Consider the following 16,475-nt stretch of genomic DNA (forward strand, 5'->3'; position numbering starts at 1 on the left):
AGGACGCTCGCAGAAGCGCCATCCACCGGCAATGGCATGGCGCGCGCCGTTCATTATGATGAGCAGCCGTGCTACAGGGCGACGAGTGCGAAAGGGAGAACCATGCCCGCCATCGGAGCCGCCATCCGCGAGCTGCGCCGTCGCCGCCAGCTGTCGACGCGCGAGCTGGCGGCCCGGTCCGGCATCGCCCATTCCACCATCTCGCTTCTGGAGCGCGACCGGATGAGCCCGTCGGTCGATACGCTCGGCGCGATCCTGGAGGCCATGGGCTCGACGCTCACGGGCTTCTTCTCCGAGCTCGGCGACGCCATGCCCCATTCGCCCTTCTACCGGGCGGAGGATCTCGCCGAAATCGGCCGCGCGGACGGCATCTCCTACCGCATGGTCGGCATCAACCATCCCAACCGCAAGCTCCTGATGCTGCGCGAGACCTACCAGCCGGGCGCCGACACGGGGCAGGCCTTCTCCCACAAGGCGCAGGAGGCGGGCATCGTGACCGCCGGGCGGGTCGAGGTCTGCGTTGGCGACCGGACGCGGCTCCTCCACCCCGGCGACGCCTACTACTTCGACAGCGAGACGCCGCACCGCTTCCGCAATCCGGGCGACGAGCCGGCCGAACTGATCAGCGCCATCACCCCACCCACCTATTGACGAAGCCGCGAGCGCTGGAAACTATTTCGAGCGCTTTCGCGAAGCATTTTGCGCTTGCGGCCTTTCGTGCTTCCTTTTGAACGGTTCAACAAGCCGGGGGAAACAGCACCATGTCGCGGACTGCCATTCGAAACCTCGTCGGCGGCCTTCTTGCCGCCACGCTTCTTTCCGCCGCTCCCGCCGCCGCGCGGGACCTGACCGTCGTCTCCTGGGGCGGCAACTACCAGGACGCCCAGCGCGAGATCTACTTCAAGCCCTTCGCCGCCAAGACCGGCAAGCCGGTGCTGGAAGAGTCGTGGGACGGCGGCTACGGCGTCCTGTCGGCCAAGATGCAGGGCGGCACGCCCAACTGGGACGCGGTCCAGGTCGAGGCCGAGGAACTGGCGCTCGGCTGCGCCGACGGCATCTACGAGCCGGTCGATTGGTCGAAGCTCGGCGGCGAGGACAAGTTCATCCCCTCCGCGGTCAGCGAGTGCGGCGTCGGCGCCATCGTCTGGACGACCGGCCTCGGCTACGACGCCGACAAGCTGAAGGAGGCGCCGAAGAGCTGGGCCGACTTCTTCGACACCGCGAAGTTCCCCGGCAAGCGGGCGCTCCGCAAGGGCCCGAAATACGCGCTCGAGTTCGCCCTCATCGCCGACGGCGTCGAGCCGAAGGACGTCTACACGACGCTCGCCACCCCGGAAGGCGTCGACCGCGCCTTCAAGAAGCTCGACACGATCAAGAAGGACATCGTCTGGTGGGAGGCCGGCGCCCAGCCGATCCAGCTTCTGGCATCGGGCGAAGTGGTGATGACCTCGGCCTATAACGGGCGCCTCGCCGGCATCAACAAGTCGGAGGGCAAGAACTTCCAGATCGTCTGGCCGGGCTCGATCTACGCGGTCGACTCGTGGGTCGTCCTCAAGGGTTCGCCCAACAAGGACGCCGCCTTCGACTTCATCCAGTTCGCCAGCGCTCCGGAGAACCAGTCGAAGCTGCCCGACTACATCGCCTACGGCCTTCCCAACAAGGCGTCCGGCGAGATGCTGAAGCCGGAGGTTTCCGCCCAGCTGCCGACGGCCCCGGCCAATCTCGACGTCGCCATTCCCCTCGACACCGATTTCTGGGTCGACAACATCGAGGCGCTGAACACCCGCTTCAACGCCTGGGTGGCGCAGTAACGACACCTGCGGGGCCGGCGGCTGCCCGCCGGCCTCATCTCTCCCGCCTAACGGTTCCGACGAGGCCCGATGCCCTTCATCCATTTCCAGGACGTGTCGAAATCCTTCGGCCAGACGCGGGTCGTCGAGAATCTCGATCTCGAAGTGGAGAAGGGGGAATTCCTGTCGCTGCTCGGCCCATCGGGTTCGGGCAAGACCACGATCCTGATGATGCTGGCCGGCTTTGAGAACGCATCCTCGGGCACGATCCTGATGGACGGCGAGCGCATCGAGGACCTGCCGCCGCACCGGCGCGGCATCGGCGTCGTGTTCCAGAACTATGCCCTCTTTCCGCACATGACGATCGCCGAGAACGTCGCCTTCCCCCTGCAGATGCGGGGCCTCGGCAAGGCCGAGATCGGCGAACGGGTCAGACAGGGCTTGGAGCGCGTGCGCCTCGGGCATCTCGGCGACCGGCGCCCCGACCAGCTCTCGGGCGGCCAGCAGCAGCGCGTGGCCCTCACCCGCGCCCTCGTCTTCGAGCCGAAGGTCGTGCTGATGGACGAGCCGCTCGGCGCGCTCGACAAGCAGCTGCGCGAGGAGATGCAGCTCGAGATCCGCGAGCTTCACCGCCGTCTCGGCCTCACCGTGGTCTTCGTCACCCACGACCAGGGCGAGGCGCTGACCATGTCGAACCGCATCGCCATCTTCGACAAGGGCCGGATCTCGCAGATCGGCACGGCGACCGCCGTCTACGACCACCCCGAGAACGCCTTCGTCGCCCAGTTCATCGGCGAGACCAATCTCCTGAACGCCACCGTCGCCGCCTCCGATGCCGCAGGCACGGTTCTGACGCTGGAGGGCGGCCCGGAACTTCGCGCCGGCCCCGGTCCGACCTTCCGGCAGGGCAGCGTCGTGATGACCTCGGTTCGCCCCGAGCGCCTTCATCTCCACGACGATCCCCGGCTCGGCTCGATCGAGACACGGGTGGACGATGTCGTCTACCAGGGCGACCACCTGCGGCTGCACCTGTCGCGCGGGCCCCTGCGCCTCATCGCGCGCGCCGAGCGCCGCCTCGGGGCCCCCGCGCTCGGCGGACCGGCCCATGTCACGGTGGATCCCGCCGACGTCGCGGTGTTTCCGGCATGAGGCGCGCCGGCTCCACCTTGCGCAGCGCGGGCCTGATCGCGCCGCTCTTCCTGTTCCTCGCGGTGTTCTTCCTCTGGCCGCTCTGGACGATGGTGTCGGTGTCGGTGCGCGACCCCGCCGTCGGCTCCGTCCTGCCCCGGACAGCCGCCGCCATCTCGTCGTGGAGCGGCGAAGGCGTGCCGGACGCGGAGACGCAGGCCGCGCTCGTCGCCGACCTCGCGGAGGCCGATGCCATCGGCCTCGGGGCGGCGGTGCGCCGGCTCAACAGCGACGTGTCGGGCTTTCGCACCCTGATCCCGAAGACGCAGCGCGCGGCGAAAGACGCGAACGGCCAGCCGGTCGATCTCGGAGCCCTCGACAGGCGCTGGACCGACCCCGCCTTCTGGACCGCGATCCGCTCGGCGGCCTCCGCCTATACCGACCGCAATCTCCTGGCCTCCGTCGACCTCACGCGCAACGACGCCGGCGCGATCGAGAGCCTTCCCGCCGGTGCGTCCGCTAACCGCCTCATCATCACCCGCACCTTCCTGATCGCGGCGACGATCACGCTCTGCTGCCTGGCGATCGGCCTGCCTTATGCGATGCTGATGGCGGCGACCACCGGCTGGAAGCGCAACGTCCTGATGATGGCCGTCCTTCTGCCGCTCTGGACCTCGCTTCTCGTGCGCACCGCCGCCTGGTTCATCCTCCTGCAGGACCAGGGCGTCATCAATGGCGCGCTGCAGGCGATCGGCCTGACGGACGGTCCCCTCCCCCTCATCTTCAACCGCACCGGCGTCGTCGTCGCGATGACGCACGTCCTCCTGCCCTTCATGGTGCTGCCGATCTATTCGGTGGTGAACGCCATCCCGAAGACCTTGATGCCGGCCGCCGCCTCCATGGGCGCGCCGCCGTTTGCCGCCTTCCGCCGCATCCTCCTGCCGCTCGCCATGCCGGGCATCCTCTCGGGGTGCCTCCTCGTCTTCATGGTGGCGATCGGCTACTACATCACGCCGGCCCTCGTCGGTGGCCCGAACGACCAGATGATCTCCTCGATCATCGCCTTCTATGCCCTCCAGACCGCGAACTGGGGCATGGCCGGGGCGCTCGGCCTCATCCTCCTCGTGGTCACCACCGTCCTCTATCTCGTCTACGGCCGGCTCTCGCGCTCCGGCTCGCCGCTGGGGGCTTGACCATGTTGAAGCCCACCCAGGCCCTCTTCGGAACGCTCGCCGTCCTGTTCCTGCTGGCGCCGCTCGTCGCCATCCTGCCGCTTGCCTTCACCGGCGGCATCTTCCTGAACTACCCCATCCCGTCCTTCTCCCTCCGCTGGTTCGCCGAACTCGCCCGCGCCGACGCCTGGCGTCTGTCCATCGTCAACAGCCTGATCATCGGTTCGGGCGCGACCGCCCTGTCGGTGGTGCTCGGCACGCTCGCGGCGCTCGGCCTTCGCAACGGGCTGATCCCCTTTCCCAACGTCCTGCGCACCTTCTTCCTCCTGCCCATGGTGGTGCCGGCCGTGGTGCTCGGCGTCGGCCTGCAGATCTCGCTGGGCGGCCTCGGCCTCACCTCGACCTATGGCGGGGTGATCCTGGCGCACACTGTGCTCTGCGTCCCCTTCGTGGTCCTCAGCGTCTCCACAGCGCTCCAGGGCATCGACCGGCGGGTCGAGCGCGCGGCGGCGAGCCTCGGGGCCTCGCCCGCCACCGTGTTCCGGCGCGTGACGCTGCCGCTGGCCCTGCCCGGCGTCGTCACCGGCGCGGTCTTCGCCTTCGCGACCTCGCTCGACGAGGTGGTGCTCACCCTCTTCGTCGCCGGCCCCAACCAGCGCACGCTCGCCCGGCAGATGTTCTCCTCGATCCGCGAGAACATCTCGCCGGCGATTGCAGCGGCCGCCTTCGTGCTGATCGTCGGCACGCTGCTGCTTGCGGCGCTCGCCGCCCTGATGAACCGCCGCAAGCGCGCCGCCGCGGCTTGACCGATCCGGCGCCGAGGCGCTGTTGTCACACGTGAAACCATCCGGCGGCGCCCGACGCGCCGGCCGGAGACAGGAAACGAGGCTTATCCATGGACACGCTCTCGAACAGCTTGGCCGCCGCGGACATGGCGCACACGCTGCACCCGAACACCAACCTGCGGGCCCATGAAGAGAACGGCCCGTTGGTGATTGCGCGCGGCGAGGGCATCCGCGTCTACGACGACAAGGGAAAGGAGTATATCGAGGGGCTGGCCGGGCTCTGGTCGGTCGGCGCCGGCTTCTCGCAGAAGCGGCTGGCGGACGCGGCCTACAGCCAGATGCTGAAGCTGCCCTATTACCACACGTTCACCTCCAAGGCGAACGAGCCCTCCATTCGCCTCGCCGAGAAGCTCGCCGAGATCACCCCCGAACCGCTGACGCGCGCCTTCTTCACCTCGTCGGGGTCGGAAGCCAACGATACGATCGTCAAGATGGTCTGGTATCGCTCCAACGCGATGGGCCGGCCGGAGAAGAAGAAGTTCCTCGCCCGCACCAAGGCCTATCACGGCATCACCATCGCGTCGGGCTCGCTGACGGGCCTTCCCGTCAACCACCGCGACTTCGACCTGCCGGCGATCCCGGTGCGCCACCTCACCTGCCCGCACTTCTACCGCTTCGGGCAGGAGGGCGAGAGCGAGGCCGTGTTCACCGAGCGCCTTCTCGCCGAACTCGAAGCCGTAATCGCGGAGGAGGGCGCCGAGACGATCGCCGCCTTCATCGGCGAGCCGCTGATGGCCGCCGGCGGCGTGATGCCGCCGCCCGCCGGCTACTGGGAGGGCGTCGAGCGCATCTGCCGCGCCAACGACATCCTCCTCGTCGCCGACGAGGTGATCTGCGGCTTCGGGCGGCTCGGCACGCCGTTCGGGTGCCAGAAATACGGCTTCACGCCCGACATCATGACACTGTCGAAGCAGATCACCTCCTCCTACATGCCGCTCGCCGCCGTGATGATCTCCGACGACGTCTACGGCCCGATCGCCGACAACTCGGCCAAGGTCGGCGTCTTCGGCCACGGCTTTACGGCGTCCGGCCATCCGGTGGCGACGGCGGTGGGGCTGGAGAACCTCAAGATCATGGAAGAGCAGGACTGGGCCGGCAACGCGGCGCGGCTCGAAGCACCGTTCCAGGCGGGCCTCCGGGCCTTCGCCGACCACCCGATGGTGGGCGAGGCCCGCGGCGACGGCCTCATCGGCGCGCTGGAGCTCGTCGCCGACAAGGCGACGAAGCGGCCGTTCGAGACGGTGGGCGTTGCGGGCCGCATGGCGTCGGCGATCGGGCACGAGGAGGGCCTGATCTTCCGCGCGATCGGCGACCAGCTGGCGCTCTGCCCGCCGATGATCGTCACGGAAGACGACGTCGCGGAGATCATGACCCGCATGGGCCGCACGCTCACCCGCCTGACGGATGCGGCGCATGCCGAGGGGCTGATCTGACCCTGAGGCGTCGCCGCCTCACACCATGAGGTGTCGGCGCACTTCCGGGTCGTCGAGATCGGCGCCGACGCCCGCGAACACGATCCGGCCGCGGTCGAGGATATAGACCCGATCGGCGAGCTCGCGGCAAAAGTCGAGATACTGCTCCACCAGGAGGACCGCTATGCCGGCTTCCTCCTTCAGGTAGCGGATGGCCCGGCCGATGTCCTTGATGATCGAGGGCTGGATGCCCTCCGTCGGCTCGTCGAGCACGAGGAGGCGCGGGCGCGTGACGAGCGCGCGCCCGATCGCCAGCTGCTGCTGCTGGCCGCCCGAGAGGTCGCCGCCGCGCCGACCGAGCATGGTCTTCAGCACGGGGAAGAGCTCGAACACGTGTTCGGGAATCGAGCGGTCGCCGCGCTTCACCGGCGCGAAGCCGGTCTGAAGGTTTTCCTTCACGGTCAGGAGCGGGAACACCTCGCGCCCCTGCGGCACGAAGCCGATGCCGGCGCGCGCCCGCGCGTAAGGGGCGCTCGATCCGAGATCCTCGCCGCCGAGCTGGATCGTGCCGCGCCGGATCGGCTGCTGGCCGACCACCGCCCGCATCAGGCTCGTCTTGCCCACCCCGTTGCGCCCGAGGACGCAGGTGATCTCGCCGGCCTTCGCCTCCAGCGAAACGCCGCGCAGTGCCTGCGCCGCGCCGTAGTAGAGATCGACGTTCGAGACTTCCAGCATGATCAGCGCCCTTTCGAATGGCCGGCGGCGGAGAGCCGGCGCGGGATTTTTCGTCGTTCGGGAGGAGCCGAGCGCAGTCGATGGCGGCGGCATCGGCAAGCATCGGGGACGCTCCGGAGGCGGAAAAGGACCCGCCGGACCGCCCCGACCGGCCGTTCGAAAGGGCGCTAGCGCCCCAGATAGACTTCGATGACGCGCGGGTCGGCCGAGACGGCGTCGAGCGGCCCCTCGGCGAGCACGTGGCCCTCGTGGAGGCACGTGACCTTGACGCCGAGCATGCGCACGAAATGCATGTCGTGCTCGACCACGACCACCGAGCGCGTTTGCGCGATCTCGCGCAGCAGCCGCGCCGTCTCTTCGGTCTCGGCGTCGGTCATGCCGGCGACGGGCTCGTCGACGAGGAGGAGTTCGGGATCCTGCGCGAGCAGCATGCCGATCTCCAGCCACTGCTTCTGGCCGTGGCTGAGGTCGGCGGCGGACGCTCCGCGCTTGTCTGTGAGGCGCACGGTCGCGAGGATCTCGTCGATCCGCGTGTTTTCCGTCTCAGTCCGCTTGTGCAGGAGCGCCGCGAAGATCGAGCGGCTGCCCGAGAGCGCAAGGCGTAGGTTGTCCTCTACCGTGTGGCCCTCGAAGACCGTCGGCTTCTGGAACTTGCGTCCGATCCCCATCGAGGCGATCTCGGCCTCGTCATGGCGTGTGAGATCGGTCGAGCCGGCGAAGTAGACGTCGCCCGTGTCGGGCCGCGTCTTGCCGGTGATGATGTCCATCATCGTGGTCTTGCCGGCGCCGTTCGGGCCGATGATGGCGCGCATCTCGCCGCGCGCGACCACGAGCGACAGGTCGTTGATCGCCTTGAAGCCGTCGAACGTCTTCGAGACGCCGTTGAGGTAGAGCAGCGTCTCTCCGCGCGGCGGGCGGAGCCGATCCTCGGCCGCCCGGCGCTCGGCCATCTGGGTGGCGAAGGGATGGGGTGAGATGCGGGCGGGGGCCGTGTTGTCCTGCAGCATCGTCGTCACTCCGCGGGGTTGGCGGCAGTGTCGCCGAGGCCGGTGTCGACGCCCTTTTCGGCGCGCGCGGCACGGCGGCGTTCCTTGAGCGCGCGCCAGCCGTGGTCAAAGGTTCCGACGATGCCGCGTGGCAGGAACAGGGTGACGAAGACGAAGAGCCCGCCGAGGATGAAGAGCCAGGCGTCGGGCGCGGCGGCCGTGAAGTAGCTCTTGCCCCCGTTGACGAGCACCGCCCCGATCACCGGCCCGAGGATCGTCGCGCGCCCGCCGACCGCCGTCCACACGACGACCTCGATCGAGTTGAGCGGCGCGAACTCGCCGGGGTTCACGATGCCGACCTGCGGCACGTAGAGCGCGCCGGCGACGCCCGCCATCATGGCCGACAGCGTGAAGGCGAAGAGCTTCACGTGCTCGGCACGCCAGCCGAGGAAGCGCGTGCGCCCTTCCGCGTCGCGCACCGCCACCATCAGCGCCCCGAGCTTGGAGCGCGTCACGGCGGCGACCACGAGGACGCCGGCGGCGAGCGCCAGCGCGGTCGCCGCGAAGAGCCCGGCCCGCGTCGCAGCGGCCTGGATCGGGAAGCCCAGGATCTCCTTGAAGTCAGTGAGGCCGTTGTTGCCGCCGAAGCCCATGTCGTTGCGGAAGAAGGCGAGAAGCAGCGCGTAGGTCAGCGCCTGCGTGATGATCGAGAGATAAACGCCCGTCACTCGGCTGCGGAAGGCGAAGTAGCCGAACAGGAAGGCGAGGAGCCCCGGTACGAGGACCACCATGAGGGCGGCGAACCAGAACTGGTCGAAGCCATGCCAGAACCAGGGCAGCTCCCGGTAGTTCAGGAACACCATGAAGTCCGGAAGGTCGGGGTTGCCGTAGACGCCGCGCGACCCGATCTGGCGCATCAGGTACATGCCGCACGCATAGGCCCCGAGCGCGAAGAAGGCGCCGTGGCCGAGCGACAGGATGCCGACATAGCCCCAGACGAGGTCGAGGCTGAGCGCGAGCAGCGCATAGGCGAGGTACTTGCCGAAGAGCGGCACGAGGTGGTCGGGCACGTGGAGCGGATGTGTCGGCGCAAGCGCGAGATTGAGGACCGGCACGAGGATCGCCAAGGCCAGAAGGGCGAGCGCCAGCCAGACGGCGCGGGGTCCGAGAAGCCGAGCGGTGATCATGCGTCCACGAACCTTCCCTTGAGGGCGAAGAGGCCGCGCGGCCGTTTCTGGATGAAGAGGATGATGAGGACGAGCACCACGATCTTGCCGAGCACGGCGCCGGCATAGGGCTCGAGGAGCTTGTTGACGATCCCTAGGCTGAAGGCGCCGACGAGCGTGCCCCAGAGGTTTCCGACCCCGCCGAACACCACCACCATGAAGCTGTCGATGATGTAGCCCTGGCCCAAGTCCGGCGAGACGTTGTCGACCTGGGAGAGCGCAACGCCCGCCATGCCGGCGATGCCGGACCCCAGCGCGAAGGTCAGCGCGTCCACCATCGGCGTGCGGATGCCCATGGCGGCGGCCATGCGCCGGTTTTGCGTGACGGCCCGCATCTTCAGCCCCGCCGAGGTCCGGTTGAGGACGAACAGCAGCGCCGCGAAGACGGCCAGCGCGAAGACGATGATCCAGAGCCGGTTCCAGGTCACGGCCATCTGGCCGATGTCGAAGGAGCCCGACATCCACGTGGGGTTCGACACCTCGCGGTTGGTCGGCCCGAAAATCATGCGGATGGCCTGCTGCAGGATGAGCGAGACACCGAAGGTCGCGAGCAGCGTCTCCAAGGGGCGCCCGTAGAGGAAGCGGATGATGCCGCGCTCCATGACGAGCCCAACCGTGCCCGACACGAGGAAGGCGAGCGGCAGCGCGAGCGCGAGCGAGTAGTCGAGCCATTCCGGCGCATGGTCGCGCATCGCCTGCTGCACCACGAAGGTCGTGTAGGCGCCGAGCATCACCATCTCGCCATGCGCCATGTTGATGACGCCCATGACGCCGAAGGTGATGGCGAGGCCGATCGCGGCGAGCAGCAGCACCGAGCCGAGCGACAGCCCGTACCAGACGGTCTGCGCATGGCCCCAGAGGGCGATCGTGCCCTCCACGGTAGCGGCGCCCTTGGCGGCGGCCGCGGCGACGGCGGCATCGGTGTCGGAGGCCGCGGCACGCAGGATGTTCAGTGCCGGACGGTCGCCCCTGGCCGTGATCCATGAGAGGGCTTCGAGCTTCGCGGCTGCCGGACGGTCGGAGCGCAGCACGGCGGCGGCGCGGGCCTCCTCCAGCGCCGTATCGATCGCCGGATCGCTCTCGCGCGTGATCGCGGCGTCCAGCATGTCGATCTGGTCGGGGCTTGCCCGCTCGAACAGGGCGCTCGCGGCGGACAGGCGCTGCGCCGGATCGTCGGAGCCAAGCGTCAGCGCGCCCATGGAGGAGGCGACCAGCGTACGAATGGAGTTCTTAACGCGCACCTTGTCGAGCGCGCCCTTCGCCCGCTCTCCCAGCGCCTCGCCGGTGAGGGGGTCGCTGACCGCGATCTGCGAACCGGCGGGCGTCCCGATCACGACCCGGCCGCCGTCCTTCTCATGATAGAGATTGCCGTCGCCGAGCGCCTGGAGCGCCGGCGCCACCGCCGGATCGCCGGTGGCGGCGAGTGCACGGATCGTCGCCTCGGTCTCCTCGAAGCTCTTCTTGCCGCCGAAGGACTGGATGAGCGCCGCGGGGTCGGCGGTTTGCGCGAACGCGGCGGGGAGCGGGGCGAGAAGCGCCGCGGCAACCAGGGCCAGGGCGGCGAGCACGCATCGCGCGGCACGAAGGCGGCGGAAGGGATCGGGCATCGAAGGCGCTCCTGACCACGGGGCGCGTCGAGGCGCCGGTCGAAGACGTCGGGGGGAAGGCGAAGGGCAGGACGCCTCGCCCGGGAACGACCGGGCGAGGCGCAGGAGCGGGAAGGAGCCGCCGGGACAGCCCCTTCCCCCGTGCGGTCAGTTGGAGGCCGCAGCTCCCGCGCCGCCGCACTTGCCGGTCTCGGTGTTGAAGTTTCCGCAGGACATCGGGGCGCGCCAGTCGGCGATGAGGGGCTTGGATTCCGGCAGGTAGTCGGACCACTCGTCGCCGAGCACGAGGCCCGCCGTCTCGTTCACCACCTCGAACTGGCCGTCCTCTTGGATCTCGCCGATCAGCACCGGCTTGGTGATGTGGTGGTTGGCGCCCATCGAGGAGAAGCCGCCGGTGAGGTTGGGCACCGAAACGCCGACCATCGCGTCGATCACCTGGTCGGTGTCCGTCGTGCCGGCGGCCTCGACCGCCTTCACCCACATGTTGAAGCCGATATAATGGGCTTCCATCGGGTCGTTGGTGACGCGCTTGTCGTCCTTGGTGAACTCACGCCACTTCGTGATGAACGCCTCGTTCTCCGGCGTGTCGACCGACTGGAAGTAGTTCCAGGCCGCGAGGTGGCCGACCAGCGGCTTCGTGTCGATGCCGGCGAGCTCTTCTTCGCCCACCGAGAAGGCGACGACCGGAATGTCGGAGGCCGCGACGCCTTGGTTGGCGAGTTCCTTGTAGAACGGCACGTTGGCGTCGCCGTTGACGGTGGAGACGACGGCAGTCTTCTTGCCGGCGCCGCCGAACTCCTTGATCTGGGAGACCTCGGTCTGCCAGTCGGAGAAGCCGAAGGGCGTGTAGTTGACCTTGATATCTTGCGGGGCGACGCCCTTGGACTTGAGGTAGGCTTCGAGAATCTTGTTGGTGGTGCGGGGGTAGACGTAGTCGGTGCCCTCCAGCACCCAGCGCTCGACGCCCTCGTTCATGAGGTAGTCGACGGCCGGGATCGCCTGCTGGTTGGGAGCGGCGCCCGTGTAGAACACGTTGCGCTCGGATTCCTCGCCCTCGTACTGGACGGGGTAGAAGAGGATCGAGTTCAGCTCCTTGAAGACCGGCAGCACGGACTTGCGCGACACGCTCGTCCAGCAGCCGAACACGGCCGCCACCTTGTCCTGCGCGATCAGGCCGCGGGCGCGCTCGGCGAAGAGCGGCCAGTCGGAAGCCGGGTCGACCACCACCGCTTCCAGCTTCTTGCCGAGGACGCCGCCCTTTTTGTTCTGCTCGTCGATGAGCATGAGCATGGCGTCCTTCAGCGTCGTCTCCGAGATCGCCATCGTGCCCGACAGCGAATGAAGGATGCCGACCTTGATCGTCTCCTCCTGCGCCTGCGCGGCGAGGCCCGCCGCGAACGTGGTGGCGGCGTAGGCACCGAGCAGCCAGCCGGCCTTCGTCGAAACTCGCATGGGTTCGTCCCCTCGTGAATGGTTCGCGGCACCCCCGCCGCACGAGGCGAACCATCGGCCGGGCCGTCGCGCGGGGACATACGTCAAATGACGTAGACGGCCGGCAGGCGGGCGCGCATAGGATCGGGGGACACGCGAACCGCTCAAGGGCCGGAATGAACGGACGCCAGCGCATCCTTCCCGTCCGGCGCGAATACAACCGCTGGGTCGCCAACCAGACGCTCGAGGACTACGCGCTGCGCTTCACGGCGAAGTCGGCGCGGCGCTGGACGGCCGCGCGCGTCTCGCAGACCGCGATCGGCGCGATCTCGTTCCTGGCGCTCGAGGCCGTCGGCGGGGCGATTACCCTCTCCTTCGGCTTCGCCAACGCGGTGGCCGCGATCCTCGCCGCCACCGTGATCCTGTTCCTGACCGGCATCCCGATCAGCGTCTACGCCGCGCGCCACGGCGTCGACATCGATCTCCTGACGCGCGGCGCGGGCTTCGGCTATATCGGCTCGACCGTCACCTCGCTGATCTATGCGAGCTTCACCTTCATCCTCTTCGCGGTGGAGGCCTCGATCATGACGGCGGCGCTGGAGCTCGCCTTCGGCCTGCCGCTCTGGATCGGCTACATCGTCTCGGCCGTCGCGGTGATCCCGCTTGTCACCCACGGCGTCACCTGGATCAGCCGCTTCCAGCTTTGGACGCAGCCGCTCTGGATCGGCCTCAACCTCCTGCCCGTCGGCTTCATCCTCGCGCAGGACTGGGGCTCGGTGGAGGCCTGGATGGCGTTTCCGGGCCTGGAGGCGACGGGCGGCGGCTTCGACCTCCTCCAGTTCGGCGCCGCATGTTCGGTGATCCTCGCCCTGATGCCGCAGATCGGCGAGCAGGTGGACATCCTGCGCTTCCTGCCCGGCAACGGGCATCGCAAGCGCTGGAACTGGTGGCTCTCGCTCTTCGCCGCCGGGCCCGGCTGGATCGTGCTGGGGGCGCCGAAACTCCTGTTCGGTTCGTTCCTCGCGGTCCTCGCGCTACGTTCCGGCGTCTCGCCCGAGCACGCGGCCGAGCCCGCTTACATGTACGAGGCGGCCTTCGGCTTCGTCGTGCCGAACGGAACGGCGGTGCTCCTGCTCACCGCCGCCTTCGTGGTGGTGAGCCAGCTCAAGATCAACGTGATGAACGCCTATGCGGGCTCGCTCGCCTGGTCGAACTTCTTTTCGCGCCTCACCCACTCCCATCCCGGCCGCGTGGTCTGGCTGGTCTTCAACGTGGCGATCGCGCTTCTTCTGATGGAGCTCGGCATCTACCGCGCGCTGGAGGCGACCTTCGGCCTCTTCGCCAATGTCGCGGTCGCCTGGCTCGGCGCGATCGTGGCGGATCTCGCGATCAACAAGCCGCTCGGCCTCTCTCCGCCCGGCATCGAGTTCAAGCGCGCCCATCTCTACGACCTCAATCCGGTCGGCCTCGGCTCCATGGGGCTGGCGACGCTCCTGTCGATGCTCGCCTTCGCCGGGGTCTTCGGAGAGATGGCGCAGGCGCTGTCGGCCTTCGTGGCGCTCGGCACGGCGCTTCTCACGGCGCCTCTCATCGCCTGGGGGACGGGCGGACGCTTCTATCTCGCCCGCAAGCCGCGGGCCGAATGGGCGAAACGCAAGGCGATCACCTGCCGGGTCTGCGAACTCCCGTTCGAGCCCGAGGACATGGCCCATTGCCCGGCCTATGCCGCGCCGATCTGCTCGCTCTGCTGCTCGCTCGACGCACGCTGCCACGATCTCTGCAAGCCGCATGCGCGCTTTGCCGCGCAAGCCTCGGCGCTGGCGAGGGCGACCCTGCCCCAACCCCTCCTCGCCCGTGTCGATTCGCGCACCGGCCGCTACCTCGGCGGCCTCGGCCTTCTGGCGGCCGTCCTGTCGCTGGTGCTCGGCCTCATCCACTACCAGGCGACGCTCGCGAGCCCCCGGGATTCCGAGACGATCGCCGCCGCCCTCTGGGCCGCCTTCTTCATCCTCCTCATCGTCGCCGGCATCGCCACCTGGTTCTTCGTTCTGGCGCAGGAATCGCGGCGCGTGGCGCAGGAGGAATCGGCTCGCCAGACGAGCCTGCTGCTCAAGGAGATCGCCGCCCACAAGCGCACCGACGCCGCGCTCCAGGCCGCCAAGGAGCGGGCGGAAGCGGCAAGCCTTGCCAAGAGCCGATACGTCGTCGGCATGAGCCACGAGCTCCGGACGCCGCTCAACGCCGTCCTCGGCTATGCCCAGCTCCTGGAGGACGACGCCGCCATTCCGCGCGAGAAGGCGGGCGGCATCCGCACCATCCGGCGCTCCGCCGAGCACCTGTCCGGCCTCATCGACGGCATCCTCGACATCTCGCGCATCGAGACCGGGCGCCTCGCGCTCCAGCGCGCCGACGTGCGCCTCGACGACTTCCTCGCCCAGATCGTCGAGATGGTGCGCCTGCAGGCCGAGGCGAAGGGGCTCGCGTTCCGCTTCGTGAAGCCAGCCGGCCTGCCCGACGTCGTGCGCACCGACGAGAAGCGCCTGCGCCAGATCCTGATCAACCTCCTCACCAACGCGGTGAAGTACACCGAGGCGGGATCGGTGACCTTCGAGGTCGCCTATCGCAGCCAGGTGGCGATCCTGTCGGTGACCGACACCGGCCCCGGCATCGCGGAGACGGAAGCGGCCCGCATCTTCGAACCGTTCGAGCGTGGGGACGCTGCGCGCGGCAAGCTGCCGGGCCTCGGGCTCGGCCTCACCATCACGCGGCTCCTCGCCAGCCTCATGGGCGGCGACGTCTCGATGTCGAGCCGCCTGGGCGAAGGCAGCCGTTTCGAGGTGCGCGTCATGCTTTCGGCCGCACCGCCACGCCCGTCTCGCGATGCGGGCGTGGCGGTGCCGCGGCCCGAGGCCCCGGCGCGCGGCTATGCGGGAAGCCGGCGCACCATCCTCGTCGCCGACGACGACGAGGCGCATCGCGAGTTGATGATGGAGCTGTTGCGCCCGCTCGGCTTCATCGTTCTGACGGCCGCCGACGGCGCCACCGCGCTGCGGCTCGTGTCGGAGATCCGGCCCGATCTCTTCCTTCTCGACATCCAGATGCCCGGAATGGACGGATGGCGGCTCGCCCGCCGCCTGCGGGCCGCCGGACAGGGCGGGGCGATCCTGATGCTCTCGGCGACGCTTGCCGAAATGCCCGCGCCGGACGGCGAGGCCGAGGACGATCCGGCGATCGCGGGCGCGCTCACCAAGCCGGTGGACCTCAAGGCGCTCCTGTCGGCGATCGGCCGGACCCTCGCTCTCGAGTGGACGCGCGAGGAGCCGTCGCCCGCGCCCGCGCCCGCCGTCTCCGATGCCGCCGCGCGTCCCGGCGCCGCCGACATGGCGGAGCTGAAGCGCCTCGGCCGGATCGGGTTCGCCAAGGGCGTCGAGCGCAAGCTGGACGCGCTGGACGCCGACCCGCAGCTCGCCGGGTTCGTCGCCGCCTTGCGCGCGCCCGCCCGCGACTTCGACTGGAAGCGCTTCGTCGCCATCCTGGAGGCGTCGGACGATGCCTGATCGGGGACCCGGCGGCGAGAGCCAGATCGTCCTGGTGGTGGACGATTCGCCCGACACGCTGCGCCTTCTCACCGATGCGATCGAGGCGACGGGCGCGACCGTCCTCGTCGCGCTGGACGGGGACCAGGGGCTCGCCATCGCCGCCGAGATCACGCCCGACATCGTCCTGATGGATGCGATGATGCCGGGCATCGACGGGTTCGAGACGACGCGTCGCCTGAAGGCGGACCCGGCGCTGCGCCATGTGCCGGTGATCTTCATGACCGGGCTCGACGACACCGAGCATGTGGTGCGCGGACTGGAGGCGGGCGGCGTCGACTACGTGGTGAAGCCGATCGTGCCGGACGAGCTTCTCGCGCGCATCCGTGTCCACCTCGACAATGCCCGCTCCGCGCAGAGCGTGCGCGCCGCGCTCGATACGACCGGCCGCTTTCTGTTCGCGACGGGCGCGGACGGCCGGCTTCTCTGGGCGACGCCCCAGGCGGCACGGCTCCTGCAGCCGACGCCGGGCACCGGCGGCCCCGCCCTTCCCGCCCCCGCGCGGGACTGGCTCGCGGGCGGGGCGGACGCCGGAAGGGCGCCCTCC

General features: G+C 69.1%; 13 protein-coding genes. 8 read left to right on the forward strand and 5 right to left on the reverse strand.

The features are described 5' to 3' along the window. The first annotated feature begins 102 nt into the window (after positions 1–102). The 6 genes from AUL34_RS21400 (at position 103) to AUL34_RS21425 (ending at position 6,368) form a co-directional block, all read left to right on the forward strand. Positions 103–651, forward strand: coding sequence for a cupin domain-containing protein (locus tag AUL34_RS21400; RefSeq protein WP_061938711.1), 549 nt, complete (start codon positions 103–105; stop codon positions 649–651). A 110-nt stretch (positions 652–761) separates the two neighbouring features. Further along, the gene (locus AUL34_RS21405; protein WP_061938715.1) at positions 762–1,811 is read left to right on the forward strand and encodes an ABC transporter substrate-binding protein; all 1,050 of its coding nucleotides are present in this window, start codon (positions 762–764) and stop codon (positions 1,809–1,811) included. A gap of 69 nt (positions 1,812–1,880) precedes the next feature. Further along, the gene (locus AUL34_RS21410) at positions 1,881–2,939 is read left to right on the forward strand and encodes an ABC transporter ATP-binding protein (protein ID WP_061938718.1); all 1,059 of its coding nucleotides are present in this window, start codon (positions 1,881–1,883) and stop codon (positions 2,937–2,939) included. Continuing rightward, positions 2,936–4,111: an ABC transporter permease gene (locus tag AUL34_RS21415; protein ID WP_061938720.1), complete on the forward strand. Its 1,176-nt coding sequence runs from the start codon at positions 2,936–2,938 to the stop codon at positions 4,109–4,111. Before AUL34_RS21410 ends, AUL34_RS21415 begins: the two co-directional genes overlap by 4 nt. A gap of 2 nt (positions 4,112–4,113) precedes the next feature. Next, positions 4,114–4,896, forward strand: a complete 783-nt coding sequence (locus AUL34_RS21420) for an ABC transporter permease (protein ID WP_061938722.1) — start codon at positions 4,114–4,116, stop codon at positions 4,894–4,896. 89 nt (positions 4,897–4,985) lie between these two features. Then, positions 4,986–6,368, forward strand: coding sequence for an aspartate aminotransferase family protein (locus AUL34_RS21425; RefSeq protein WP_061938725.1), 1,383 nt, complete (start codon positions 4,986–4,988; stop codon positions 6,366–6,368). 18 nt (positions 6,369–6,386) lie between these two features. Here AUL34_RS21425 and urtE read toward each other — a convergent pair whose 3' ends face one another. The 5 genes from urtE to urtA form a co-directional block, all read right to left on the reverse strand. Then, a complete protein-coding gene (gene urtE / locus AUL34_RS21430) occupies positions 6,387–7,082 on the reverse strand; it encodes an urea ABC transporter ATP-binding subunit UrtE (RefSeq protein ID WP_061938728.1) in 696 nt (231 codons plus the stop codon). Positions 7,083–7,249: 167 nt separating this feature from the next. After that, positions 7,250–8,032, reverse strand: a complete 783-nt coding sequence (gene urtD, locus AUL34_RS21435) for an urea ABC transporter ATP-binding protein UrtD (RefSeq protein ID WP_061938750.1) — start codon at positions 8,030–8,032, stop codon at positions 7,250–7,252. A gap of 62 nt (positions 8,033–8,094) precedes the next feature. Further along, entirely contained in the window at positions 8,095–9,255 is a 1,161-nt protein-coding gene (gene urtC, locus AUL34_RS21440; protein ID WP_061938732.1) for an urea ABC transporter permease subunit UrtC, read from the reverse strand. Continuing rightward, the gene (urtB, locus tag AUL34_RS21445; protein ID WP_061938735.1) at positions 9,252–10,901 is read right to left on the reverse strand and encodes an urea ABC transporter permease subunit UrtB; all 1,650 of its coding nucleotides are present in this window, start codon (positions 10,899–10,901) and stop codon (positions 9,252–9,254) included. Before urtB ends, urtC begins: the two co-directional genes overlap by 4 nt. A 147-nt stretch (positions 10,902–11,048) precedes the next feature. Then, positions 11,049–12,353, reverse strand: a complete 1,305-nt coding sequence (gene urtA / locus AUL34_RS21450; RefSeq protein WP_061938738.1) for an urea ABC transporter substrate-binding protein — start codon at positions 12,351–12,353, stop codon at positions 11,049–11,051. Positions 12,354–12,508: 155 nt separating this feature from the next. Between urtA and AUL34_RS21455 the strand changes: the two genes are divergently transcribed. Further along, complete coding sequence (locus tag AUL34_RS21455; RefSeq protein WP_061938741.1) at positions 12,509–15,889, forward strand: ATP-binding protein; 3,381 nt, start codon at positions 12,509–12,511, stop codon at positions 15,887–15,889. Continuing rightward, on the forward strand, positions 15,882–16,475 hold a 594-nt coding region (locus tag AUL34_RS21460), incomplete at its 3' end, for a response regulator (RefSeq protein WP_156421056.1). The genes AUL34_RS21455 and AUL34_RS21460, both read left to right, overlap by 8 nt.

The organism is Aureimonas sp. AU22, from assembly GCF_001463745.1.
GTDB lineage: Bacteria > Pseudomonadota > Alphaproteobacteria > Rhizobiales > Rhizobiaceae > Aureimonas.

Bases quoted from the DNA above. Each gene is read 5' to 3' on its own strand.
- AUL34_RS21425 (WP_061938725.1), top strand. From the start codon at position 4,986: ATGGACACGCTCTCGAACAGCTTGGCCGCCGCGGACATGGCGCACACG.
- urtD (WP_061938750.1), bottom strand. From the start codon at position 8,032: ATGGCCGAGCGCCGGGCGGCCGAGGATCGGCTCCGCCCGCCGCGCGGA.
- urtC (WP_061938732.1), bottom strand. From the start codon at position 9,255: ATGATCACCGCTCGGCTTCTCGGACCCCGCGCCGTCTGGCTGGCGCTC.
- urtB (WP_061938735.1), bottom strand. From the start codon at position 10,901: ATGCCCGATCCCTTCCGCCGCCTTCGTGCCGCGCGATGCGTGCTCGCC.
- AUL34_RS21405 (WP_061938715.1), top strand. From the start codon at position 762: ATGTCGCGGACTGCCATTCGAAACCTCGTCGGCGGCCTTCTTGCCGCC.
- AUL34_RS21400 (WP_061938711.1), top strand. From the start codon at position 103: ATGCCCGCCATCGGAGCCGCCATCCGCGAGCTGCGCCGTCGCCGCCAG.
- AUL34_RS21410 (WP_061938718.1), top strand. From the start codon at position 1,881: ATGCCCTTCATCCATTTCCAGGACGTGTCGAAATCCTTCGGCCAGACG.
- AUL34_RS21455 (WP_061938741.1), top strand. From the start codon at position 12,509: ATGAACGGACGCCAGCGCATCCTTCCCGTCCGGCGCGAATACAACCGC.
- AUL34_RS21415 (WP_061938720.1), top strand. From the start codon at position 2,936: ATGAGGCGCGCCGGCTCCACCTTGCGCAGCGCGGGCCTGATCGCGCCG.
- urtE (WP_061938728.1), bottom strand. From the start codon at position 7,082: ATGCTGGAAGTCTCGAACGTCGATCTCTACTACGGCGCGGCGCAGGCA.
- urtA (WP_061938738.1), bottom strand. From the start codon at position 12,353: ATGCGAGTTTCGACGAAGGCCGGCTGGCTGCTCGGTGCCTACGCCGCC.
- AUL34_RS21420 (WP_061938722.1), top strand. From the start codon at position 4,114: ATGTTGAAGCCCACCCAGGCCCTCTTCGGAACGCTCGCCGTCCTGTTC.